The following is a 24,629-nucleotide window of genomic DNA, read 5'->3' as shown; positions in this document are numbered from 1 at the left end:
GCGCGCTAAATATTCAATATATAAACTTTTATATAACGATAAAGAACAGGGAGTGAGTTATGTCCAAAAATGAACGAATGGTGGGCATCAGCCGCAGAACACTCGTTAAATCTACCGCGATAGGTTCTCTGGCGCTGGCTGCAGGCGGTTTTTCTTTGCCGTTTACCCTGCGCAGTGCAGCAGCAGCGGTACAACAGGCCCGCGAAAAAGTGGTCTGGGGTGCCTGTTCCGTCAACTGTGGTAGCCGCTGTGCACTTCGTCTACATGTTAAAGATAATGAAGTGACCTGGGTGGAAACTGACAATACCGGCAGCGATGAGTACGGCAACCATCAGGTACGCGCCTGTTTGCGCGGTCGCTCCATCCGCCGGCGTATTAATCATCCCGATCGCTTGAATTACCCAATGAAACGCGTGGGTAAACGCGGTGAAGGCAAATTCGAACGGATTAGCTGGGATGAAGCCCTGGATACTATCGCCAGTAGCCTGAAAAAAACCGTCGAACAATATGGCAATGAGGCTGTATATATTCAGTACTCTTCGGGGATTGTTGGCGGCAATATGACCCGCTCTTCGCCATCAGCCTCGGCGGTCAAACGCCTGATGAACTGCTACGGCGGTTCACTCAATCAGTATGGCTCCTACAGCACCGCGCAAATTTCCTGTGCCATGCCCTACACCTACGGCAGTAATGATGGCAACAGCACCACGGATATTGAAAACAGCAAGCTGGTCGTGATGTTTGGTAACAACCCGGCAGAAACCCGCATGAGCGGCGGTGGCATCACTTATCTTCTTGAAAAAGCGCGCGAGAAATCGAACGCCAAAATGATTGTTATCGATCCGCGATATACCGATACGGCTGCTGGTCGTGAAGATGAATGGCTTCCTATTCGCCCGGGCACCGATGCCGCGCTGGTTGCGGGGATTGCCTGGGTATTGATTAACGAAAATCTCGTTGATCAACCTTTTCTCGATAAATACTGCGTCGGCTATGACGAAAAAACCTTACCCGCAGATGCACCCAAAAATGGTCACTATAAAGCCTATATTCTTGGTGAAGGTGACGATAAAACAGCGAAAACGCCGCAGTGGGCTTCGCAAATTACCGGTATCCCGGAGGACCGTATCATCAAACTGGCGCGTGAAATTGGCACAGCAAAACCCGCTTATATCTGCCAGGGCTGGGGGCCACAACGCCAGGCAAACGGCGAACTGACTGCACGCGCTATTGCTATGTTACCTATTTTGACGGGCAATGTCGGCATCAGCGGCGGAAATAGTGGCGCGCGTGAATCGACCTATACCATTACCATAGAACGCCTGCCGGTGCTGGATAATCCGGTCAAAACGTCAATCTCCTGCTTCAGCTGGACAGATGCTATCGATCATGGTCCGCAAATGACGGCAATCCGCGACGGCGTCCGCGGCAAAGATAAACTGGATGTGCCCATTAAGTTCATCTGGAACTACGCGGGAAATACCCTCGTTAATCAGCATTCTGACATCAACAAAACGCATGAAATTCTGCAGGACGAATCGAAATGCGAAATGATTGTGGTCATCGAAAACTTTATGACCTCATCGGCAAAATATGCCGACATTCTGCTGCCAGACCTGATGACCGTTGAGCAGGAAGATATTATTCCTAACGACTACGCCGGTAACATGGGATATCTCATTTTCCTCCAGCCTGTCACCAGCGAAAAATTCGAACGCAAACCGATTTACTGGATCCTGAGTGAAGTCGCGAAACGTCTTGGACCTGACGTCTATCAAAAGTTCACAGAAGGTCGCACGCAGGAACAATGGTTACAACATCTGTACGCCAAAATGCTTGCCAAAGATCCGGCGTTACCGTCTTACGACGAACTGAAAAAAATGGGTATCTATAAGCGTAAAGATCCCAATGGCCATTTTGTCGCCTACAAAGCATTTCGTGACGACCCCGAGGCAAATCCACTTAAAACGCCTTCCGGTAAGATTGAAATTTATTCCAGCAGGCTGGCGGAAATTGCCCGTACCTGGGAACTGGAAAAAGATGAAGTGATAAGCCCATTGCCAGTTTATGCCTCAACCTTTGAAGGCTGGAACTCCCCTGAACGTAGAACCTTCCCACTGCAACTGTTTGGTTTCCATTACAAATCCCGTACTCACTCGACCTACGGCAATATTGATCTCCTGAAGGCTGCCTGCCGTCAGGAGGTGTGGATCAACCCTATAGATGCGCAGAAACGTGGGATTGCCAACGGCGATATGGTGCGGGTGTTTAACCATCGTGGCGAAGTTCGGCTACCAGCCAAAGTAACACCACGTATTCTCCCTGGAGTTAGCGCTATGGGCCAGGGAGCCTGGCACGAGGCCAATATGTCTGGCGATAAAATCGACCATGGCGGCTGTGTGAATACGCTAACCACTCTGCGCCCTTCACCACTGGCGAAGGGAAACCCGCAGCACACTAATCTGGTCGAGATCGAAAAAATATAACCCACGACAACCATAAATTCTGGCATGACATTTTGTTTGAAAAGCAATAAGTGAGTAATGATGAAAATCCATACCACAGAGGCGCTCATGAAGGCTGAAATCAGCCGTAGAAGTCTGATGAAAACCTCCGCACTTGGCAGTCTTGCGCTGGCAAGCAGTGCTTTCACTCTGCCATTTTCCCAAATGGTCCGGGCGGCAGAGGCTCCGGTAGAAGAGAAAGCGGTCTGGAGTTCCTGCACCGTTAACTGCGGGAGCCGCTGTCTGTTACGTTTGCATGTGAAAGATGACACCGTGTACTGGGTGGAGTCTGATACGACAGGTGACGACGTCTACGGTAATCATCAGGTTCGAGCGTGTTTACGCGGGCGCTCTATCCGCCGACGGATGAATCATCCTGATAGGTTGAAATATCCCATGAAGCGCGTCGGCAAGCGCGGTGAAGGTAAATTTGAACGGATAAGTTGGGACGAAGCCCTGGATACCATCAGTGATAATCTTCGGCGGATCCTGAAAGATTACGGCAATGAGGCTGTACATGTCCTGTACGGAACAGGCGTAGATGGCGGAAACATCACCAACTCAAACGTCCCGTACCGTCTGATGAACTCTTGCGGTGGTTTTCTCAGTCGCTATGGCAGCTACAGTACCGCACAGATCAGTGCCGCAATGAGTTATATGTTCGGTGCCAATGATGGCAACAGCCCGGATGATATCGCCAATACGAAACTGGTCGTTATGTTCGGAAATAACCCGGCAGAAACGCGGATGAGCGGCGGTGGTGTCACTTACTACGTCGAGCAAGCCCGCGAACGTTCAAACGCACGCATGATCGTCATCGATCCACGTTATAACGACACTGCTGCCGGGCGTGAAGATGAATGGCTGCCCATTCGCCCTGGCACCGATGGCGCACTGGCCTGTGCGATTGCCTGGGTACTGATTACTGAAAACATGGTCGATCAGCCATTTCTCGACAAATATTGTGTTGGTTACGATGAAAAAACGCTGCCCGCCAACGCACCACGTAACGCGCATTATAAAGCCTATATTCTGGGCGAAGGGCCTGACGGCATAGCTAAAACGCCGGAATGGGCAGCAAAAATCACCAGCATCCCGGCAGAAAAAATTATCCAGTTGGCACGAGAGATCGGTTCAGCAAAACCTGCTTATATTTGTCAGGGTTGGGGGCCACAACGACATTCCAACGGCGAGCAAACATCCCGCGCTATTGCCATGCTTTCCGTTCTCACCGGCAACGTCGGCATAAACGGCGGCAACTCAGGCGTACGCGAAGGTAGCTGGGATCTGGGGGTAGAATGGTTCCCGATGCTCGAGAATCCTGTTAAAACGCAGATTTCCGTCTTTACATGGACAGATGCCATCGACCATGGTACGGAAATGACCGCGACCCGTGATGGTGTTCGTGGAAAAGAAAAACTGGATGTCCCCATCAAGTTTTTATGGTGCTACGCCAGTAACACATTGATCAATCAACATGGCGACATCAATCACACCCATGAGGTGCTTCAGGATGACAGCAAGTGCGAGATGATTGTTGGCATTGACCACTTCATGACGGCCTCGGCTAAGTATTGCGATATCCTGTTGCCCGACCTGATGCCAACAGAGCAAGAAGACCTTATCTCTCATGAATCTGCAGGGAATATGGGCTATGTGATCCTCGCCCAACCCGCAACCTCAGCAAAATTTGAACGCAAACCCATCTACTGGATGCTGAGTGAAGTCGCCAAACGCTTAGGACCAGACGTTTATCAAACCTTTACTGAAGGTCGCAGTCAGCATGAATGGATCAAATATCTCCATGCGAAAACGAAGGAACGTAACCCTGAGATGCCCGACTACGAGGAGATGAAAACGACCGGGATCTTTAAGAAAAAATGCCCGGAAGAACACTACGTCGCTTTCCGCGCATTCCGTGAAGATCCACAGGCAAACCCGTTGAAAACACCTTCGGGGAAAATCGAAATTTATTCTGAACGACTGGCGAAGATTGCAGATACCTGGGAATTGAAAAAAGATGAAATTATTCATCCCCTTCCTGCGTATACCCCAGGTTTTGATGGCTGGGACGATCCCCTGCGGAAAACCTATCCACTGCAGTTAACGGGCTTCCATTACAAAGCGCGTACCCACTCCAGCTACGGCAATATTGATGTGTTACAGCAGGCCTGCCCACAAGAGGTGTGGATCAACCCCATTGATGCTCAGGCACGCGGTATCCGTCATGGCGATACCGTGCGGGTATTTAACAATAATGGAGAAATGCTGATTGCCGCAAAAGTGACTCCGCGTATTCTGCCTGGCGTTACCGCCATCGGGCAAGGTGCGTGGCTTAAAGCGGATATGTTTGGTGACCGGGTCGATCACGGCGGCAGTATCAATATTCTGACCTCTCACCGCCCTTCACCGCTGGCAAAGGGAAACCCGTCGCACAGCAATCTTGTCCAGATCGAAAAGGTTTAAGGAGTAGCCCATGACCACACAATATGGATTTTTTATCGATTCCAGCCGCTGTACTGGCTGTAAAACCTGCGAACTGGCGTGCAAAGATTTTAAAGATCTTGGCCCGGAAGTCAGTTTCCGCCGTATTTATGAATACGCTGGCGGCGACTGGCAGGAAGATAATGGCGTCTGGCACCAGAACGTGTTCGCTTATTATCTCTCCATCTCCTGTAACCATTGCGATGACCCCGCATGTACAAAAGTCTGCCCCAGCGGCGCAATGCATAAGCGTGAAGATGGCTTTGTGGTGGTTGATGAAGATGTTTGTATCGGCTGCCGCTACTGCCACATGGCTTGTCCGTACGGCGCGCCACAGTACAATGCTGAAAAAGGGCACATGACGAAGTGCGATGGTTGTTATTCGCGCGTCGCCGAGGGGAAACAACCCATATGTGTCGAATCCTGCCCGCTGCGTGCACTTGAGTTCGGTCCAATTGAAGAGCTGCGCCAGAAGCACGGCACTCTTGCTGCCGTCGCGCCACTGCCGCGCGCGCATTTCACAAAACCCAATATCGTTATCAAACCTAACGCCAACAGCCGCCCGACCGGCGATACCACTGGTTATCTGGCTAATCCGGAGGAAGTGTAAAATGGGAAATGGATGGCATGAGTGGCCACTGGTTATCTTTACCGTATTGGGTCAATGCGTAGTAGGCGCGCTGATTGTTAGCGGAATTGGCTGGTTCGCCGCCAAAAATGACGCAGACCGTCAGCGTATTGTCCGTGGCATGTTTTTCCTCTGGCTGTTGATGGGCGTCGGGTTTATTGCCTCTGTCATGCACCTAGGATCGCCACTGCGGGCGTTTAACTCGCTGAATCGAATCGGAGCTTCTGGTCTGAGTAACGAGATTGCTGCCGGTTCCATATTTTTTGCCGTTGGCGGATTATGGTGGCTGGTGGCAGTCATCGGTAAAATGCCGCAAGCGTTGGGGAAACTCTGGTTACTTTTCAGCATGGCGCTCGGCGTCATTTTCGTCTGGATGATGACCTGCGTGTATCAAATCGACACCGTGCCAACCTGGCATAACGGTTACACTACGCTGGCTTTCTTCCTGACGGTATTGTTGAGCGGTCCAATACTTGCTGCCGCAATTCTGCGGGCAGCTCGCGTTACATTTAATACCACACCATTTGCCATCATTAGCGTTCTGGCGCTGATCGCTTGTGCCGGGGTGATTGTGCTGCAAGGTTTGTCTCTGGCGTCTATTCACTCATCCGTGCAACAAGCCAGCGCACTGGTACCAGATTACGCCTCCTTACAGGTCTGGCGTGTGGTATTGTTATGCGCAGGTCTTGGATGCTGGCTTTGCCCGCTCATTCGTCGCCGTGAACCTCACGTTGCCGGACTTATTCTGGGGCTAATCCTCATACTTGGCGGTGAGATGATCGGGCGTGTGCTCTTTTATGGCCTGCACATGACAGTAGGAATGGCTATTGCAGGTTAACAAATTGGTGCGGGGCAACCCGCACATTTCAGGATGTTAGGAATGACCCATTTTTCACAGCAAGATAATTTTTCTGTCGCGGCGCGCGTGTTGGGCGCGCTGTTTTATTACGCTCCAGAGAGTGCGGAAGCCGCACCTCTGGTTGCGGTACTCACCAGTGACGGCTGGGAAACTCAGTGGCCTCTACCAGAAGCGTCATTAGCGCCGCTGGTGACGGCTTTTCAGACACAGTGTGAAGAGACTCACGCCCAGGCCTGGCAGCGTTTGTTTGTCGGCCCGTGGGCACTGCCGTCTCCGCCGTGGGGGTCGGTCTGGCTGGATCGCGAATCTGTGCTGTTTGGCGATTCAACATTGGCACTTCGTCAGTGGATGCGCGAGAAAGGCATTCAGTTTGAAATGAAGCAAAACGAACCGGAAGATCATTTTGGTTCACTGCTGTTGATGGCTGCGTGGTTGGCGGAGAATGGTCGCCAGACAGAATGCGAAGAATTGCTGGCATGGCACCTTTTTCCGTGGTCAACACGTTTTCTTGATGTTTTTATCGAAAAAGCAGAACACCCTTTCTACCGTGCACTGGGTGAACTGGCTCGCTTAACGCTGGCGCAATGGCAATCACAACTGTTAATTCCTGTCGCGGTTAAACCGCTGTTTCGATAGGATCACCGTAATATTGCCGGATGGTGACGATTACGCGCAATCCGGCAATAATAGGTTACAGTGTCACGTTTTTTTATCTCTTAAAGCACGCACTGCTTTTGCGGCTGGCCTCTTTTGCCGCAAAATAGTCGCCCGTGTTTCATTGCCCATTTCTGCTCATGCATCATCTACACATCTATCCGGATCTGCGCACTATGTTCCGCCGTCTGCTTATCGCAACAGTCGTCGGTATTCTCGCGGCCTTTGCCGTTGCCGGGTTTCGTCATGCGATGCTGCTACTGGAGTGGTTGTTCCTCAATAATGACTCCGGCAGTCTGGTCAATGCAGCGACAAACCTTTCCCCCTGGCGACGGTTGCTAACTCCGGCGCTCGGCGGACTGGCGGCGGGTTTGTTGCTGATGGGCTGGCAGAAATTTACCCAACAACGCCCTCATGCGCCGACCGATTACATGGAAGCGTTGCAAACCGATGGACAGTTCGATTACGCAGCAAGCCTGGTTAAATCGCTTGCCTCTCTGCTGGTAGTAACCAGCGGCAGTGCAATTGGTCGCGAAGGTGCGATGATTCTTTTAGCTGCCCTTGCCGCCTCCTGTTTTGCCCAACGTTTTACGCCACGCCAGGAGTGGAAATTATGGATCGCCTGTGGGGCCGCGGCGGGAATGGCTGCGGCCTATCGTGTCCCGCTTGCTGGCAGTTTATTTATAGCCGAAGTGCTGTTTGGCACTATGATGTTGGCCTCTCTCGGCCCGGTGATTATTTCCGCCGTCGTGGCATTGCTGGTTAGCAATCTGATTAATCATAGCGACGCGTTACTCTACAACGTACAACTCTCAGTGACGGTTCAGGCTCGTGACTATGCGCTGATTATCAGTACAGGTGTGCTGGCAGGTCTGTGCGGACCACTGTTGTTAACGTTAATGAACGCCTGTCATCGTGGATTTGTGAGTCTCAAACTTGCGCCGCCCTGGCAACTGGCACTAGGCGGGTTGATCGTGGGTCTGCTTTCCCTGTTCACACCTGCAGTGTGGGGCAACGGCTATAGCACCGTACAATCCTTTTTAACCGCCCCACCACTGTTAATGATCATTGCCGGGATCTTCCTTTGTAAACTGTGTGCCGTGCTGGCGAGTAGCGGTTCCGGCGCACCCGGTGGGGTCTTTACACCGACGCTATTTATCGGTCTTGCCATTGGCATGTTGTATGGTCGTAGCCTGGGATTATGGTTCCCTGATGGCGAAGAAATTACACTTTTACTCGGATTGACCGGGATGGCGACACTGTTGGCGGCGACCACGCACGCGCCGATTATGTCGACGTTGATGATATGTGAAATGACCGGGGAGTATCAGCTACTCCCCGGTTTATTGATTGCCTGCGTAATTGCGTCGGTAATTTCGCGGACGTTACACCGTGACTCTATCTACCGCCAGCACACTGCGCAGCATAGCTAAGCGGATGTATTGCCCCAGTTCACGCTGTTCGGCGCGCGGCAGATAAGGCAGTTCACCAATGAGCGGTGCCGGAAGTTTTTTACCCAGCACATCAATGATTTCCGCATAATGCGCCAGTCCTGGGTTGATTCGGTTAGCCACCCAGCCAATGAGCGGCAGCCCGTCGTTGGCGATCGCCTGAGCTGTTAGCAGTGCATGGTTAATGCAACCTTCCTGAATACCGACAACCATCAACACCGGCAGTTGTTCCTGCACTACCCATTCAGAGAGTGGACGCAAATCATTCATCAGACTGCGCCAGCCGCCAGTCCCTTCTACCACGACATGATCGACTTTTTCGGTCAGGTTTGCCAGGCCGTTTGAAATGAGGGTGTAATTGATTGGGCAACTGTGCGCCACGCTACTTTCTTCTTCGCTTAACGCGATAGGATTAACTGCTTCATAAGGCAGTTCGATGGTTGAAACACTCTGCAACACCAGGGCATCTTTATTACGCAGCCCTTCGGGTGTCTCTTTGCTCCCCTTCGCTACGGGTTTATATCCCGCAACCGTTTTTCCCTGGGAGGCTAACGCTTGTAGCAATGCGCGGGAAACCACCGTTTTCCCTACAGAAGTGTCTGTACCGGTAATAAAGAAACGCTTCAGCATCACTAACTCCACCGTTATGCTTCACAAATATAAACCAGGAAAATAATTAACCTTGAAAGTCTAAGTTATGCTTTCCTGGCCCAAATTGAGATAGCGCAAATTTTGGTAGAACAGTTAAAAAATGTTAACCCTGCAACAGACGAATCAACAAAGAACCGTTATACATCGCGTCTTTTACCAGTGCAGCGCCTGCCATCGTGCCCTGGTTAGAAAACTGAGTACTCTCAACGCTGATGTGCTGACTATACGCAGGAAGGGCCTGCTGACGGATGCTGTCTGAGATGACCGGGAAGAGGATATCTGCCGCTTTACTTAACGGTGAGCCAATCAGTATTTTTTGTGGGTTAAATAAATTCACCATGATGGCAAGAATGCGCCCGACATGCGCGCCCACCCCGGTAATGATGTCTTTTGCCAGTAGATCGCCGCGCAATGCCGCCTGACACAATGAGTCCACGGTTAACGGTTGTCCATGTAACATCGAGCTCATGGATTGATTAAGACGCAGCTGTGCCAGCTCAAGAATACTGTCCACGCTGGCGATGGTTTCGAGGCAGCCGTGATTCCCGCAATAACAGCGTTTCCCATACGGGTCGACCTGTGTGTGGCCTATTTCCACGAGACTACTGCTGCCTGCGTGTAGCAGATGACCATCGGTAATGACGCCCGCCCCCACGTTGTGATCGATAACCACCTGAATCACATCGCGCGCCCCGCGTGAGGCACCAAACAAGGCCTCTGCCATCGTCCATGCGCTGATATCATGCTGAATATAAACCGGAACGCCGGTATGCTGCTCCAGCGCCTCGCCGAGCGGCATCTCTTTTACATCCTCGTAGAACGGCATGCGATGTACAATACCATTTTCCGTATCAATAATTCCCGGCAAGGTTATGGCAATCGAAGTTAGACGCTCAAGTTTTTTCTGGTGGCGGATAAAAAACTGATCGATATGGGAAATAATACGATCCAGCAATGGCAAGTCATCTTTTAACGCCAGTTCCTGCGACTCTTCCACCACCAGTTTGCTGCTCAGATCGCGCAGAGCAAGGAAAATCTCCCCGCGACTAATGCGCAGAGAAAGATAGTGCCAGGCTTCAGTTTCAACCACCAGCCCCACCGCCGGACGGCCACGGTTCCCCGCTTCTTTGATTTCCAGCTCTTGCACCAGGTGTGCTTCGAGCATCTCACGGACAATTTTAGTGATACTGGCAGGAGCCAGTTGCGCCAGACGGGAAAGATCGATACGCGAGACTGGACCAAGCTGATCAATCAGGCGATAAACCGCGCCCGCGTTGGTCTGCTTTATTTGATCAATGTGCCCAGGCTGGTTTTCAGCAACCACCGCATACTCCCTATATTTTCGCGCTCCGAAATAATCTGTAGGCTATGGTGAAGCACTTCAATACGTGTCGTCAAATTTTTACTTAGGCATGTGATTAACAGCACATTTTTCGGGCTTTTTCGCTGAAATTTCCCTCACCTGAGAGCATTCAGCAGATGAATACGAAAGTTACGCGCAGCCGGACTTTGTTCATGATGTTTCGGCCAGACCAACCACATTTCAGAAACCGCATCCTCTTCAGCAATCGGCACCCAGCGCATTTCGTTGAGCTGAACACGTTTAAATGACGCAGGCAAAATTGAAACACCCAGACCGGCGGAAACCAGACCGATGATGGTCATTGCCTCGCCCACCTCCTGAGTGATGACGGGCGTCAAATGGTAACGTCGCATCAGCCCGAGAATATCGTCATACAGCCCTGTCCCGACGTGCGGATCAAAAAAGACAAAGGGTTCTTTCGCCAGTTCAGCCAGCGTTACATTCGGGTTATTTGCCAGGGGATGATCGTGCGGGATCATCGCCATAAGCGGTTCATGGACGATGACTGCGTGTTCAAGCGTCTCCGGTAACGCTGTGTTACGCAGCAATCCCATATCCAGCGTTCCTTCAATGAGCGGAGCGATTTGCTCACGAGTGTTCATTTCGCGGGTTTGTAAATGGACATCAGGATAATCACGGCGAAACAGCGATAACGTATCGGACACCGCCCGAATAAAAGGAGCGGACGAAGTAAAACCAATGCGCAACTCCCCCGCTTCACCCTGATGCAGCCTTTCAGCGCGAGCGGCAGCGTCATCCACCATAGACAGGATTTGCCGACTATCTGCAAGAAACTGTTTTCCTGCTGCCGTCAGCAATACACTGCGATTGGTTCGTGCCAGCAGTCGGGCACCAATTTGTTGCTCCAGCGCCTGAATCTGCTGACTTAGCGGCGGTTGCGAAATATTCAGGCGGGCAGCGGCGCGCCCGAAATGCAGCTCTTCCGCAACAGCAACAAAGTAACGCAGATGACGAAGTTCAATATTCATATTTAAAACATCTTATTTGAGATTATTAATATATTAGACAGAACAATTCGATTTTCCTACTCTATGTATAAGCCTGATCCACAGGCATATTTAGCAAGGATTTCAAGTGAGCCGTACTACAACTGTTGATGGCGCTCCGGCAAGCGACACTGACAAGCAAAGCATTTCTCAGCCAAATCAATTTATTAAACGCGGTACGCCGCAATTTATGCGCGTCACCCTGGCGCTGTTCTCTGCCGGACTGGCATCATTTGCACTTCTCTATTGTGTGCAGCCTATCCTTCCGGTGCTTTCGCAGGAGTTTGGCTTAACGCCCGCGAACAGTAGTATTTCACTGTCCATTTCCACGGCGATGTTGGCTATTGGTTTGCTGTTTACTGGCCCCCTATCCGATGCCATTGGTCGCAAACCAGTGATGGTCACGGCTCTACTGTTGGCCTCCATTTGTACGTTACTTTCGACAATGATGACCAGCTGGCACGGCATTTTGATTATGCGCGCCTTGATTGGGCTTTCGTTAAGTGGCGTGGCAGCTGTTGGCATGACTTATCTTAGCGAGGAAATCCACCCCAGTTTCGTGGCCTTTTCGATGGGGTTGTATATCAGCGGCAACTCAATTGGCGGCATGAGCGGACGCTTAATTAGTGGTGTCTTCACGGACTTTTTCAACTGGCGAATTGCTCTGGCGGCAATCGGTTGTTTCGCGCTAGCCTCGGCGTTGATGTTCTGGAAAATCCTCCCGGAATCACGCCATTTTCGCCCGACTTCGCTGCGACCTAAGTCGTTGTTTATCAACTTTCGTCTGCACTGGCGTGACCGGGGATTACCGTTATTGTTCGCAGAAGGCTTTTTGCTGATGGGGTCGTTCGTCACGCTGTTTAATTACATCGGCTATCGGTTGATGCTCTCCCCCTGGCATGTCAGTCAGGCCGTGGTTGGCTTATTATCGCTGGCTTATTTGACCGGTACATGGAGCTCACCCAAAGCCGGAACCATGACCACCCGCTATGGGCGCGGTCCAGTGATGTTGTTTTCGACGGGGGTTATGCTGTTTGGTTTACTGATGACCTTATTCAGCTCGCTGTGGCTGATCTTTGCCGGAATGTTACTCTTCTCAGCAGGATTCTTCGCAGCCCACTCAGTTGCCAGCAGCTGGATCGGCCCCCGCGCAAAACGCGCTAAAGGCCAGGCCTCCTCGCTGTATCTGTTCAGTTACTATCTGGGGTCGAGTATTGCCGGGACGCTGGGTGGTGTTTTCTGGCATAACTATGGCTGGAACGGCGTCGGCGCATTTATTGCTCTGATGCTGGTCATTGCTCTGCTGGTCGGGACGCGTTTGCATCATCGTCTGCACGCCTGAAAAAATAAGTCCGGACTGCGGTAAATACCCGTCCGGACTTATTGCTTGCTCAAACCAACGTTAATAGCCATCCTAAAATAGACGAAGCGCCAGCCAATTCCCGCAGCGCGTCTAGCGTCATCAGGATTATAAGTACCCAAATAAACGGATTCATTTTGCTGTGTGTCATTTATTACTGATGCGCAGTTATTCTACCGCTTTGTAAGTAGTAAAATAGTTAACCCAATCAAGACTACTATTATTGGTAGCTAAATTTCCCTTAAGTCACAATACGTTATTATCAACGCTGTAATTTATTCAGCGTTTGTACATATCGTTACACGCTGAAACCAACCACTCACGGAAGTCTGCCATTCCCAGGGATATAGTTATTTCAACGGCCCCGCAGTGGGGTTAAATGAAAAAACAAATTGAGGGTATGACAATGAAAAAAGTATTAGCTCTGGTTGTTGCCGCTGCTATGGGTCTGTCTTCTGCCGCCTTTGCTGCAGAGACTGCGACCACACCTGCTCCGACTGCGACGACCACCAAAGCAGCGCCGGCGAAAACTACACATCATAAAAAACAGCATAAAGCAGCACCTGCCCAGAAAGCGCAGGCGGCTAAAAAGCATCATAAAAATGCGAAAGCTGAACAGAAAGCCCCTGAACAAAAAGCGCAGGCAGCGAAGAAACACGCCGGGAAACACAGCCATCAGCAACCGGCAAAACCTGCTGCACAACCCGCAGCGTAAGTTTTCAACAGTAATGCTGGCGCGCCCCCTCGCGCCTGAAAATTACGGTGCTAAGCGGGTAACGTTTAGCACCGCCTTTAGCGGAGGGTAGTATGGTGGGCCGTTATCGCTTTGAGTTCATTCTTATCATCCTTATTTTATGCGCACTGATTGCCGCCCGTTTTTATCTTTCCTGACTGTAGTTATCTGATTTTACTCCCACTTTCATCCCGTCCCGTCTATAGTATTTATGAGGGTTTGCTTTTAATAATCATAATTACTCACCAGAGTGTGATATGCGTACAACCATTGCTGTAGTGTTGGGTGCAATTAGTTTGACGTCTGCTTTTGTGTTTGCAGATAAACCAGACGTTGCCAAATCGGCAAACGATGAGGTCAGCACCCTGTTTTTTGGTCATGATGATCGTGTGCCAGTGAATGACACGACCCAATCACCGTGGGATGCGGTTGGGCAACTGGAAACGGCCAGCGGCAATTTATGTACGGCGACGCTGATTGCACCCAATCTGGCATTAACGGCAGGACACTGTTTATTGACACCTCCAAAGGGTAAAGCCGATAAAGCAGTGGCGCTGCGTTTTGTGTCAAATAAAGGTCTTTGGCGCTATGACATCCACGACATAGAAGGCCGCGTTGATCCGACACTGGGAAAGCGGTTAAAAGCAGATGGGGATGGTTGGATTGTACCTCCCGCAGCCGCGCCGTGGGACTTCGGATTGATTGTGCTACGTAATCCCCCTTCTGGCATTACGCCGTTGCCGTTATTTGAGGGAGATAAAGCCGCGCTTACCGCCGCATTAAAAGCGGCAGGTCGTAAAGTGACTCAGGCAGGCTACCCTGAAGATCATCTCGATACGTTGTACAGTCATCAAAACTGTGAAGTGACTGGCTGGGCGCAAACGTCGGTGATGTCACATCAGTGCGATACCTTGCCGGGTGACAGCGGTTCGCCTCTGATGTTGCATACCGATGACGGCTGGCAATTAATTGGGGTGCAAAGTTCGGCTCCTGCCGCGAAAGATCGCTGGCGCGCCGATAACCGGGCCATTTCTGTTACCGGTTTTCGCGACAAGCTGGATCAACTGTCGCAAAAATAATGTTCAAACGCTGCCCGACAGCGCGGGCAGCGTGTTCATCAGGCAAGTTTCACCATGATCATTCCAGCCAACAGCAAGACCAGGCCAATCCAGCCTTTACGATTTAACCGTTGACCAAACAAGATCCAACCTGCGGCTAACGTGGCGGCAATACCAAACCCGCCCCACAATGCATAAGCGACAGACAAGTCGATCCCTTTAACGGCCTGAGAAAGCGCACTAAAGGCAGCCAGCACCGCCGCCAGGGAGAGCAAGCCAAATATTTTGCGACGAAAGCCGTCAGAAAATTTCAAAAAGACGTTAGCAACGATTTCCAGCACGATTGCCAATGCCAGCCAGGCGGCGTGAACCCATTCAAACTGCGCCATGGTTCACCTCCAGTTCAGGTTTACGCGCTTTACGGGTACCTGATTTTATCAACACAATCCCGGCGACCAGGGTGGTTAACCCGGCAATTTTCATCAGCGATAAACTTTCGTCGAATAACAAAACGCTAAACAAGGTAATAAATAAAATACCGATACCTTCCCACAACGCATAAGCTACGCCTAAGGCGATTTTTTTAACGGCGAAAGAGAGAAATATATACGACAGAGAAATCATCACCAGCATTAAAATAAAGCCGCCATTTCCCTCACTGACGCTCGCCCATTTCATTGACAGCGTACCGGTAATTTCTGTAGCAATAGCCAGACCTAATAAAATCCAATAAATATACATTGTCCTTCTCCTGCAAGAGAATTATTTTAATTTTCGCTTAATTCAGCGAAACCAAAGTAAAGTGGTCAAGCCCCGCGCATAGGGCAAGCTTAGGCAGAAGAAAGGACTAAAGCGCGTTGCGCCAGTGCTGCTCACCTACGAGCAAGATAGTGGATGAGGTACGAAGATGGGTAAATGTAGAAAATAACGTCCTGAACAAATTGTCCATAATATTACAATTATCCGCAGTGTTGCTTCTCGTCATCGCGGATGATAATTGTCCTCGGTAGTTGAACACGCCTGATTTGTATCATAGCTTAAGAATTAACTCAAAATATTTTCACTTCTTTACCTGAGCGGTTTGATTTTCGTTATGATGACGGAGCGAAAAAGACATTATTATTAGCAAAGGAAGAAAAAACGGGGACAAGCATGGCAAAGCCGATCATCACGCTCAATGGCCTAAAAATCGTCATTATGTTGGGAATGCTGGTCATTATTCTCTGCGGTATCCGTTTTGCCGCCGAGATCATCGTGCCGTTTATTCTCGCATTATTTATTGCTGTTATTCTTAACCCGCTGGTGCAACACATGGTCCGCTGGCGTGTGCCGCGTGTACTGGCAGTGTCGATTTTGATGACCATCATCGTGATGGCGATGGTGTTGCTGTTAGCTTATCTGGGTTCCGCGCTCAACGAGTTGACGCGGACGTTACCGCAATATCGCAACTCTATTATGACGCCGCTGCAAGCGCTTGAGCCGTTGTTGCAACGCGTAGGGATTGACGTCTCTGTTGACCAACTGGCGCATTACATAGATCCGAACGCGGCGATGACGTTGCTCACCAACTTATTGACGCAGTTATCTAATGCCATGTCATCAATCTTTTTATTGCTGCTGACGGTGCTGTTTATGCTGCTCGAAGTGCCACAATTGCCCGGAAAATTTCAGCAAATGATGGCGCGTCCGGTTGAAGGGATGGCGGCGATTCAACGTGCGATTGACAGTGTTTCTCATTATCTGGTGCTGAAAACAGCCATCAGCATCATCACCGGCCTGGTCACCTGGGCGATGCTCGCCGCACTCGATGTTCGCTTCGCTTTTGTCTGGGGATTGCTGGCCTTTGCGCTTAATTACATCCCGAATATTGGTTCAGTCCTCGCGGCAATCCCCCCTATCGCTCAGGTACTGGTGTTTAATGGCTTCTACGAAGCGTTGCTGGTGCTGGCGGGATATCTGCTGATTAATCTGGTCTTCGGCAATATTCTGGAGCCGCGTATCATGGGGCGTGGGCTGGGGCTTTCCACATTGGTGGTATTTTTGTCGTTGATTTTTTGGGGATGGTTGTTAGGACCGGTGGGTATGCTGCTTTCCGTGCCGTTGACAATTATTGTCAAAATTGCGCTTGAACAAACAGCGGGAGGTCAAAGCATCGCCGTTCTGTTAAGCGATCTCAATAAAGAGTGACGGCCTCAGCAGAGGCCGTCAGGGTTACAGAGCTTTCAGGATTGCATCCACGCTGGCTTTGGCGTCACCAAACAGCATGTGGGTGTTTTCCTTGAAGAACAGCGGGTTTTGCACACCAGCATAGCCAGTGTTCATCGAACGTTTAAAGACAATCACGTTCTGCGCTTTCCACACTTCCAGCACAGGCATACCAGCAATCGGACTCTTCGGATCATCCTGCGCCGCCGGGTTAACCGTATCGTTAGCACCAATCACCAGTACGGTATCGGTATCAGCAAAGTCATCATTGATCTCGTCCATTTCCAGCACGATGTCATACGGTACTTTTGCTTCAGCCAGCAATACGTTCATATGTCCAGGCAAACGCCCCGCGACCGGGTGGATACCGAAACGCACATTAATACCACGAGCGCGCAATTTCTCAGTAATTTCAGCGACAGGATATTGCGCCTGCGCGACTGCCATGCCGTACCCCGGAGTAATGATCACTGAATGGGAGTTTTTCAGCAGTTCCGCTGTCTCTTCTGCGGTGATTTCGCGGTGCTCACCCACTTCCTGATCATCGCCAGTAGAAGAGCCGTCGGTGCCGAAACCACCCGCAATAACGCTGATAAAGGAACGGTTCATCGCCTTACACATAATGTAAGAAAGGATAGCCCCCGAAGAACCGACCAGCGCACCGGTCACAATCAGCAGGTCGTTGCTGAGCATAAAGCCCGCAGCCGCAGCCGCCCAGCCGGAGTACGAGTTCAGCATCGACACCACCACTGGCATATCTGCACCACCGATGGAGGCGACTAAATGCCAGCCGAATACCAGCGCAATTGCGGTCATTATCAGCAATGCCAGCACTTGCAGGCCGACGCTGTCCGTGCGAACAAATACAATCAGCAGCAGGAAGGAAACGACCAGAGCCGCCAGGTTCATTTTGTGACGGTTTGGCAGCATCAATGGTTTAGACGAAATCTTGCCACACAGTTTGCCGAACGCCACCACCGAACCCGTGAACGTTACCGCCCCGATGAAGATACCGAGGAACACTTCCGTCAGGTGAATATTGACCAGAATCGGTGCCATTCCCGCGTCATGATGCAGATAGCTGTTAAAGCCAACCAGCACTGCCGCCAGACCCACGAAGCTATGCAGGATCGCCACCAGTTCTGGCATTTCGGTCATTTCAACTTTCTTCGCCAGACGGATACCAATTGCCCCACCAATGACCATCGCCAGCAAGATCCAGCCAACATTACCCGTATCCGGTCCAAAAATGGTTGCGATTAACGCAATCGCCATCCCGGCGATACCGAAGTTGTTACCCTGGCGAGACGTTTCATGTTTCGAAAGACCGGCCAGACTGAAGATAAACAGGATCGCGGCAACAATGTATGCAGCTGTAACTAATCCTCCAGACATATGTTACCCCTTAATTTTTGCGGAACATTTTCAGCATGCGCTGAGTCACGGTGAAGCCACCGAAAATATTAATGCTGGCTATAAGCACCGCGATAAAACTAAGGAAGCTAACCCAGCCGCCCTGGCCAATCTGCAACAGTGCTCCGACAACAATAATCCCTGAAATCGCGTTGGTGACCGACATCAACGGTGTATGCAGCGCGTGCGATACATTCCACACCACGTAATAACCGACAACGCAGGCCAGCGCGAAAACGGTGAAGTGCCCAAGGAATTCTTTCGGCGCAACGCTTGCCATCCAGCCAAAAAGAATGATTGCCAGCGCCATCAACGCGTATTTACGCCACGGTGAGCAGGTACATTTTTCCTCAGTTTTCACTTCCGGTGCCGCTTTTTGTGCCGCCTGCGGCTGAGCTGATACCTGAATCGGCGGTGCCGGCCAGGTAATTTCGCCCGCACGGATCACGGTCACGCCGCGAATCACCACATCATCAAAATCAACAGTGATATTGCCGTCTTTCTCTTTGCACAACAGTTTCAGCAGATTAACGAGGTTTGTGCCGTAAAGCTGTGAGGATTGCGTCGGCAGACGGCCCGGAAGATCGGTATAACCAATCACTTTGACACCATTTTCCGTAGTGAAGATTTCACCCGGCACGGTGTATTCACAGTTGCCGCCGTTTTGGGCTGCCAGGTCGACAATCACACTGCCCGCCTTCATGGAGTCAACCATTTCACGGGTAATTAGCTTCGGCGCTGGTTTGCCTGGAATAAGCGCGGTGGTGACAATGATATCGACCTCTTTTGCCTGGGCGGCAAAGAGTTCCATTTCCGCTTTGATGAACGCGTCCGACATCACTTTGGCATAGCCATCGCCGCTGCCAGCTTCCTCTTTAAAATCCAGCTCGAGGAATTCCGCGCCCATACTTTGAACTTGTTCTTTCACTTCCGGGCGGGTGTCGAATGCACGCACAATCGCGCCGAGACTGTTTGCTGCGCCAATGGCGGCCAGACCTGCAACACCCGCACCAATCACCATCACTTTTGCCGGTGGCACTTTCCCGGCCGCAGTAATTTGCCCGGTAAAGAAGCGCCCAAATTCATGTGCCGCTTCAACAATGGCGCGATAACCGGCGATGTTCGCCATCGAGCTTAGTGCGTCCAGCGATTGTGCGCGTGAGATACGCGGCACAGAGTCCATCGCCATCACGGTCACGTTACGTTCCGCAAGTTTTTGCATTAATTCCGGATTCTGCGCAGGCCAGATAAAACTCACCAGCGTTGTCCCAGGATTCAGTAACGCAATTTCATCATCTAACGGCGCATTGACCTTCAGAATGATCTCTGACTGCCAGACGCTATTCCCTTCTACAATTTCAGCGCCCGCTTGCACAAACGCTTTATCGTCAAAACTTGCCAGTTGACCCGCGCCGCTCTCTACCGCGACGGTAAAACCCAGTTTCAGCAGCTGTTCCACTGTTTTTGGCGTTGCTGAAACACGGGTTTCATTGGTTAACCGTTCTCTTGGTATGCCAATTCGCATGATATTCCCTTCCATCGGTTTTATTGATGATGGTTTGCCTGTGTCAGGAGCCACACAAGCTGCTCATGTACGAGCTAAATGTTACTCCGTTAAAATAAATTAGTAACAAACGCCCTATAACGTACTGAAAATTATGCCTGTGATCTAGCGCCAAAAATCAGTATTTCGGCGTGAACTCGCAAAATATTAACGATTCAGCCGTGATAGTGGGATAAACACCTTAGAACGCCGGATAAAGACTGATAATTGTCTTCGACGGTCGGGTAAAACGAGACATCGCCCCGGCACGAATCACTACTTAACATTAAATTAACTTATACAATTCAGTTGCTTCAGTAGTAATGATGCTGATACGGCTGTTTTTTAAGCATAGACGGTCATTTGAGCAGGATTAAAATTGGCTTAAGGAATGTGATATGAAAAATGACGCAGACAGTTACACCGTTTAAATGCAATAATCAGCCACGTTTCTCGTTAATAACAATACCAGTACCTGGTTTGCGCAAGGCGAAGGATTATTTTTATGAAGCTTAAGAACACCCTCCTGGCGTCGGCACTGCTTTCTGCTACGGCATTCTCCGTTAACGCAGCAACAGAACTGACACCGGAGCAAGCGGCAGCGGTTAAACCTTTTGACCGTGTAGTGGTTACCGGTCGTTTTAATGCTATTGGCGAAGCGGTGAAAGCCGTTTCTCGTCGCGCAGATAAAGAAGGTGCCACCTCTTTTTATGTTGTCGACACTTCTGATTTTGGTAACAGCGGTAACTGGCGTGTGGTCGCTGACCTCTATAAAGCCGATGCTGAAAAAGCAGAAGAAACAAGTAATCGCGTAATTAACGGTGTTGTCGAACTGCCGAAAGATCAGGCTGTTCTGATTGAACCGTTTGACACGGTCACCGTCCAGGGCTTCTATCGTAGCCAGCCAGAAGTCAATGATGCCATCACCAAAGCGGCAAAAGCGAAAGGTGCCTACTCTTTCTACATCGTTCGTCAAATCGATGCCAACCAGGGCGGCAACCAGCGTATTACTGCATTCATCTATAAAAAAGATGCTAAGAAACGTATCGTCCAGAGCCCGGATGTGATCCCGGCAGATTCCGAAGCAGGACGTGCAGCTCTGGCTGCCGGTGGCGAAGCCGCGAAGAAAGTTGAGATCCCGGGTGTTGCGACTACCGCATCACCAAGTTCTGAAGTCGGTCGCTTCTTTGAAACCCAGTCATCAAAAGGCGGGCGTTACACCGTCACGCTCCCGGATGGCACTAAAGTCGAAGAACTGAACAAAGCGACCGCAGCGATGATGGTCCCGTTCGACAGCATCAAATTCTCTGGCAACTACGGCAACATGACCGAAGTCTCCTATCAGGTTGCGAAACGTGCCGCGAAGAAAGGTGCTAAGTATTACCACATCACCCGCCAGTGGCAGGAACGTGGTAATAACCTGACCGTCAGCGCAGATCTGTATAAATAACTATTCAGTTACTCCTATAAGGCGGCTTGATGCCGCCTTTCGCATTTTTAGTCACAAATTTCCCCGCGACCATTGCATGCAGACACATCTCTTCGTAAAATTCCGCGCTTCAGTGGCAAACTCCATTTTTATGCGTTTTGCCCTAATATTTATTCTTCTTATCACGTTTTAATCACTGGATATCGATGGAAAAGAAACTGGGACTGAGCGCACTCACCGCGCTGGTATTAAGCTCAATGCTGGGCGCGGGTGTTTTCAGTCTGCCGCAAAATATGGCGGCAGTTGCCAGCCCGGCAGCACTGCTCATCGGCTGGGGTATTACTGGCGCTGGCATTTTATTGCTGGCCTTTGCCATGCTGATCCTCACGCGCATTCGTCCCGAACTTGACGGCGGTATCTTTACCTATGCCCGCGAAGGGTTTGGCGAGCTAATCGGCTTTTGTTCCGCATGGGGATACTGGCTGTGCGCAGTCATCGCCAACGTCTCCTATCTGGTGATCGTTTTTTCCGCGTTAAGCTTTTTTACGGACACGCCGGAATTGCGCCTGTTTGGCGATGGTAATACCTGGCAATCGATAGTCGGTGCATCGGCTTTATTGTGGATTGTTCACTTTTTGATCCTGCGCGGGGTGCAAACCGCTGCCAGCATTAACCTGGTGGCGACACTGGCAAAATTGTTGCCGCTGGGTCTGTTTGTTGTGCTGGCGATGATGATGTTCAAACTGGATACCTTCAAGCTCGACTTCACCGGACTTGCACTTGGCGTACCCGTTTGGGAACAGGTGAAAAACACCATGCTGATCACCCTGTGGGTTTTCATTGGTGTGGAAGGTGCCGTGGTTGTTTCTGCGCGTGCGCGTAATAAACGTGATGTTGGCAAAGCGACACTGCTGGCGGTTCTCTCCGCTCTGGGCGTTTACTTGCTGGTAACGCTGCTTTCGCTGGGTGTGGTGGCACGTCCTGAACTGGCTGAAATTCGTAACCCGTCAATGGCCGGTCTGATGGTGGAAATGATGGGACCATGGGGCGAAATCATCATCGCTGCCGGTTTGATCGTTTCCGTTTGCGGCGCGTACTTAAGCTGGACCATCATGGCAGCAGAAGTACCGTTCCTGGCCGCCACTCATAAAGCATTCCCGCGCATTTTTGCGCGCCAGAACGCACAAGCTGCGCCATCCGCCTCACTGTGGTTGACCAACATCTGCGTGCAAATTTGTCTGGTACTCATCTGGCTGACCGGTTCCGATTACAACACGTTGCTGACCATCGCCTCAGAAATGATTCTGGTGCCCTATTTCCTGGTCGGCGCGTTCTTGCTGAAAATCGCAACCCGTCCACTGCATAAAGCGGTAGGTGTCGGTGCCTGCATTTATGGCTTATGGTTATTGTACGCCTCTGGTCCAATGCACTTGCTGTTATCCGTTGTTCTGTATGCACCGGGGCTGCTGGTTTTCCTGTACGCGCGCAAAACGCATACCCATGATAATGTACTGAACCGTCAGGAAATGGTGCTGATTGGCATGCTGTTAATTGCCTCAGTTCCGGCGACCTGGATGCTGGTGGGATAACGTTCATCCCATCGTTGGATAGCAAAGGAGATAACGATGGGTAAAACCCAGCCCTTGCCAATATTAATTACTGGCGGAGGTCGTCGCATCGGCCTCGCCCTCGCATGGCATTTCATTAATCAAAAGCAACCGGTGATTGTCAGCTATCGGACACACTATCCAGCCATTGATGGACTGATTAATGCAGGTGCGCAGTGTATTCAGGCTGATTTTTCGACCAACGACGGTGTGATGGCGTTTGCCGATGAAGTACTAAAAAGCACCCATGGTCTGCGTGCTATTTTGCATAACGCCAGTGCGTGGATGGCGGAAAAACCGGGTGCGCCACTGGCCGACGTACTGGCTTGCATGATGCAGATCCACGTTAATACCCCATACCTGCTCAACCATGCGCTGGAAAGATTACTGCGTGGGCACGGACACGCCGCCAGCGATATCATTCACTTTACCGATTATGTGGTGGAGCGCGGTAGCGACAAACATATTGCGTATGCTGCAAGCAAAGCGGCACTGGATAATATGACCCGCTCGTTTGCCCGCAAGCTGGCACCGGAAGTGAAAGTGAATTCTATTGCGCCATCGCTGATCCTGTTTAATGAACATGATGATGCCGAATATCGACAACAGGCGCTGAATAAATCACTGATGAAAACCGCGCCTGGCGAGAAAGAAGTGATCGACCTGGTCGATTACTTACTTACCAGTTGCTTTGTCACCGGACGCAGTTTCCCACTTGATGGCGGTCGTCATCTGCGTTAATGCAGCTTTATCCAGCATATAATCAACACCCATGCGCTTATCCCCCAACACGCAACAGAACCAACAAAAGCGGCGGGCAAGCGCATCATTCCGGTGAAATACCACAGCGACACCAGGTAAACAAAATAGGGAATAATCGACCACATACTAAAAATGATGGTTGCGCGTAAGACTTCAATGCCGCGTTCGCTGGCAACAATATAATGCGCGATAAGCGCAAAGGTCGGGAAAAGTGGAATCAGCCCGGCGATATAATAATTTTTCGTTTTTGCTAAAACACCAATCAACAGCACTACCAGCGCACCGAGCGCGGCTTTGATTACCAGCCCCATCTTTTTACCTTAACACTTCCATAACAAGTCATCAGTAGAATACCTGATGAAAACTTGTTTAGAAACATGACCATTTGTCGTGATTTACGCGCAAAGTGGTCTGGACCGATTGTTCTTCTAACCTCTCTCGATAGCGATATGAACCACATCCTGGCACTGGAAATGGGTGCCTGCGACTATATTCTCAAAACGACGCCCCCTGCTGTTTTGCTAGCGCGTTTACGTTTGCATTTGCGTCAGAATGAGCAAGCCACACTGACCAAAGGTCTTCAGGAAACGTCTCTGACTCCCTACAAAGCCCTGCATTTCGGCACGTTGACCATCGATCCCATCAACCGCGTAGTCACCCTGGCTAACACTGAAATCTCGCTCTCGACAGCTGATTTCGAATTATTGTGGGAATTAGCTACCCATGCCGGGCAAATCATGGACCGCGATGCATTGCTGAAAAATTTACGCGGCGTCAGTTATGACGGACTGGATCGTAGCGTGGACGTGGCTATTTCGCGGTTAAGAAAAAAACTACTCGATAACGCCGCAGAACCTTATCGCATTAAAACCGTGCGTAACAAAGGCTATCTTTTTGCGCCTCATGCATGGGAATAAG

23 protein-coding genes and 1 pseudogene are annotated in these 24,629 nt (G+C 50.6%); 15 read left to right on the top strand and 9 right to left on the bottom strand.

Annotated elements, in window-relative coordinates; genetic code table 11:
- The first annotated feature begins 59 nt into the window (after positions 1-59).
- From ynfE to clcB, 6 genes are all read left to right on the top strand, one after another.
- A complete protein-coding gene (gene ynfE / locus K0778_RS02410; protein WP_001619485.1) occupies positions 60-2,486 on the top strand; it encodes a selenate/tellurate reductase subunit YnfE in 2,427 nt (808 codons plus the stop codon).
- A gap of 60 nt (positions 2,487-2,546) precedes the next feature.
- Positions 2,547-4,970, top strand: coding sequence for a selenate/tellurate reductase subunit YnfF (gene ynfF, locus K0778_RS02405; protein WP_001340362.1), 2,424 nt, complete (start codon positions 2,547-2,549; stop codon positions 4,968-4,970).
- Positions 4,971-4,980: 10 nt separating this feature from the next.
- Positions 4,981-5,598 (top strand): DMSO reductase like molybdoenzyme iron-sulfur subunit YnfG, encoded by a 618-nt coding sequence (gene ynfG / locus K0778_RS02400; RefSeq protein ID WP_000213028.1) that lies wholly within the window; start codon positions 4,981-4,983, stop codon positions 5,596-5,598.
- 1 nt (position 5,599) lies between these two features.
- A complete protein-coding gene (ynfH, locus tag K0778_RS02395; RefSeq protein ID WP_000526503.1) occupies positions 5,600-6,454 on the top strand; it encodes a selenate reductase membrane anchor subunit YnfH in 855 nt (284 codons plus the stop codon).
- A 42-nt stretch (positions 6,455-6,496) separates the two neighbouring features.
- Positions 6,497-7,111, top strand: a complete 615-nt coding sequence (gene dmsD, locus K0778_RS02390) for a Tat proofreading chaperone DmsD (RefSeq protein ID WP_000148710.1) — start codon at positions 6,497-6,499, stop codon at positions 7,109-7,111.
- Between the two features lie 158 nt (positions 7,112-7,269).
- Entirely contained in the window at positions 7,270-8,562 is a 1,293-nt protein-coding gene (gene clcB, locus K0778_RS02385) for a voltage-gated ClC-type chloride channel ClcB (protein WP_072651184.1), read from the top strand.
- On the opposite strand, the gene bioD is transcribed toward clcB, so the two are convergent.
- From bioD to K0778_RS02370, 3 genes are all read right to left on the bottom strand, one after another.
- Positions 8,515-9,210, bottom strand: coding sequence for a dethiobiotin synthase (bioD, locus tag K0778_RS02380; protein ID WP_000919231.1), 696 nt, complete (start codon positions 9,208-9,210; stop codon positions 8,515-8,517). The two genes, clcB and bioD, sit on opposite strands and share 48 nt — an antisense overlap.
- A gap of 124 nt (positions 9,211-9,334) precedes the next feature.
- Complete coding sequence (gene mlc, locus K0778_RS02375; RefSeq protein WP_000225262.1) at positions 9,335-10,555, bottom strand: sugar metabolism global transcriptional regulator Mlc; 1,221 nt, start codon at positions 10,553-10,555, stop codon at positions 9,335-9,337.
- A 134-nt stretch (positions 10,556-10,689) separates the two neighbouring features.
- Positions 10,690-11,583 (bottom strand): LysR family transcriptional regulator, encoded by an 894-nt coding sequence (locus K0778_RS02370; RefSeq protein WP_001019530.1) that lies wholly within the window; start codon positions 11,581-11,583, stop codon positions 10,690-10,692.
- Positions 11,584-11,689: 106 nt separating this feature from the next.
- On the opposite strand from K0778_RS02370, the gene K0778_RS02365 reads away from it, so the two are divergent.
- Positions 11,690-12,943 carry an MFS transporter gene (locus tag K0778_RS02365; RefSeq protein WP_063084881.1) on the top strand — a complete coding sequence of 418 codons (1,254 nt, stop codon included), beginning with the start codon at positions 11,690-11,692 and terminating at the stop codon, positions 12,941-12,943.
- Positions 12,944-12,992: 49 nt separating this feature from the next.
- Here the strand turns inward: K0778_RS02365 and K0778_RS28525 are convergent, their stop codons facing one another.
- A complete protein-coding gene (locus K0778_RS28525) occupies positions 12,993-13,097 on the bottom strand; it encodes a hypothetical protein (protein ID WP_001351109.1) in 105 nt (34 codons plus the stop codon).
- Positions 13,098-13,367: 270 nt separating this feature from the next.
- Here K0778_RS28525 and asr point away from each other — a divergent pair, with 270 nt between their 5' ends.
- The 3 genes from asr (at position 13,368) to K0778_RS02345 (ending at position 14,773) form a co-directional block, all read left to right on the top strand.
- A complete protein-coding gene (asr, locus tag K0778_RS02355; protein WP_001556621.1) occupies positions 13,368-13,676 on the top strand; it encodes an acid resistance repetitive basic protein Asr in 309 nt (102 codons plus the stop codon).
- A 92-nt stretch (positions 13,677-13,768) separates the two neighbouring features.
- Positions 13,769-13,852 carry a hypothetical protein gene (locus tag K0778_RS02350; protein ID WP_000233090.1) on the top strand — a complete coding sequence of 28 codons (84 nt, stop codon included), beginning with the start codon at positions 13,769-13,771 and terminating at the stop codon, positions 13,850-13,852.
- 99 nt (positions 13,853-13,951) lie between these two features.
- On the top strand, positions 13,952-14,773 hold the full coding sequence (locus K0778_RS02345; RefSeq protein WP_001260835.1) for a serine protease: 822 nt from the start codon (positions 13,952-13,954) through the stop codon (positions 14,771-14,773).
- Positions 14,774-14,811: 38 nt separating this feature from the next.
- Here the strand turns inward: K0778_RS02345 and mdtI are convergent, their stop codons facing one another.
- Together mdtI and mdtJ are read right to left on the bottom strand one after the other, a co-directional pair.
- Complete coding sequence (gene mdtI, locus K0778_RS02340) at positions 14,812-15,141, bottom strand: multidrug/spermidine efflux SMR transporter subunit MdtI (RefSeq protein WP_000046661.1); 330 nt, start codon at positions 15,139-15,141, stop codon at positions 14,812-14,814.
- Entirely contained in the window at positions 15,128-15,493 is a 366-nt protein-coding gene (gene mdtJ, locus K0778_RS02335; RefSeq protein WP_000276149.1) for a multidrug/spermidine efflux SMR transporter subunit MdtJ, read from the bottom strand. The genes mdtI and mdtJ overlap by 14 nt, the downstream gene beginning before the upstream one ends.
- Positions 15,494-15,904: 411 nt before the next feature.
- Here mdtJ and tqsA point away from each other — a divergent pair, with 411 nt between their 5' ends.
- Complete coding sequence (gene tqsA / locus K0778_RS02325) at positions 15,905-16,939, top strand: AI-2 transporter TqsA (RefSeq protein WP_001118247.1); 1,035 nt, start codon at positions 15,905-15,907, stop codon at positions 16,937-16,939.
- 24 nt (positions 16,940-16,963) lie between these two features.
- On the opposite strand, the gene pntB is transcribed toward tqsA, so the two are convergent.
- Together pntB and pntA are read right to left on the bottom strand one after the other, a co-directional pair.
- Positions 16,964-18,352: a Re/Si-specific NAD(P)(+) transhydrogenase subunit beta gene (gene pntB / locus K0778_RS02320; RefSeq protein ID WP_000014036.1), complete on the bottom strand. Its 1,389-nt coding sequence runs from the start codon at positions 18,350-18,352 to the stop codon at positions 16,964-16,966.
- 10 nt (positions 18,353-18,362) lie between these two features.
- Positions 18,363-19,895, bottom strand: coding sequence for a Re/Si-specific NAD(P)(+) transhydrogenase subunit alpha (gene pntA / locus K0778_RS02315; RefSeq protein ID WP_063084882.1), 1,533 nt, complete (start codon positions 19,893-19,895; stop codon positions 18,363-18,365).
- A gap of 523 nt (positions 19,896-20,418) precedes the next feature.
- On the opposite strand from pntA, the gene ydgH reads away from it, so the two are divergent.
- The 3 genes from ydgH (at position 20,419) to folM (ending at position 23,690) form a co-directional block, all read left to right on the top strand.
- Entirely contained in the window at positions 20,419-21,363 is a 945-nt protein-coding gene (gene ydgH, locus K0778_RS02310; protein ID WP_000769337.1) for a DUF1471 family protein YdgH, read from the top strand.
- Positions 21,364-21,548: 185 nt separating this feature from the next.
- Positions 21,549-22,931: an amino acid permease gene (locus K0778_RS02305; protein ID WP_000412379.1), complete on the top strand. Its 1,383-nt coding sequence runs from the start codon at positions 21,549-21,551 to the stop codon at positions 22,929-22,931.
- Positions 22,932-22,967: 36 nt separating this feature from the next.
- Complete coding sequence (gene folM / locus K0778_RS02300) at positions 22,968-23,690, top strand: dihydromonapterin reductase (protein WP_000520804.1); 723 nt, start codon at positions 22,968-22,970, stop codon at positions 23,688-23,690.
- Here the strand turns inward: folM and K0778_RS02295 are convergent.
- On the bottom strand, positions 23,687-24,022 hold the full coding sequence (locus tag K0778_RS02295) for a GlpM family protein (protein ID WP_063084883.1): 336 nt from the start codon (positions 24,020-24,022) through the stop codon (positions 23,687-23,689). The genes folM and K0778_RS02295 overlap by 4 nt on opposite strands.
- A gap of 66 nt (positions 24,023-24,088) precedes the next feature.
- On the opposite strand from K0778_RS02295, the pseudogene rstA reads away from it, so the two are divergent.
- Positions 24,089-24,628: pseudogene (gene rstA / locus K0778_RS02290) on the top strand (two-component system response regulator RstA); the annotation flags it as partial.
- Position 24,629 lies beyond the last annotated feature (1 nt).

This window comes from Escherichia sp. XD33, from assembly GCF_019375075.1.
GTDB classification, from domain to species: domain Bacteria; phylum Pseudomonadota; class Gammaproteobacteria; order Enterobacterales; family Enterobacteriaceae; genus Enterobacter; species Enterobacter flexneri_A.
This window is presented reverse-complemented; position numbering and strand designations above follow the sequence as displayed.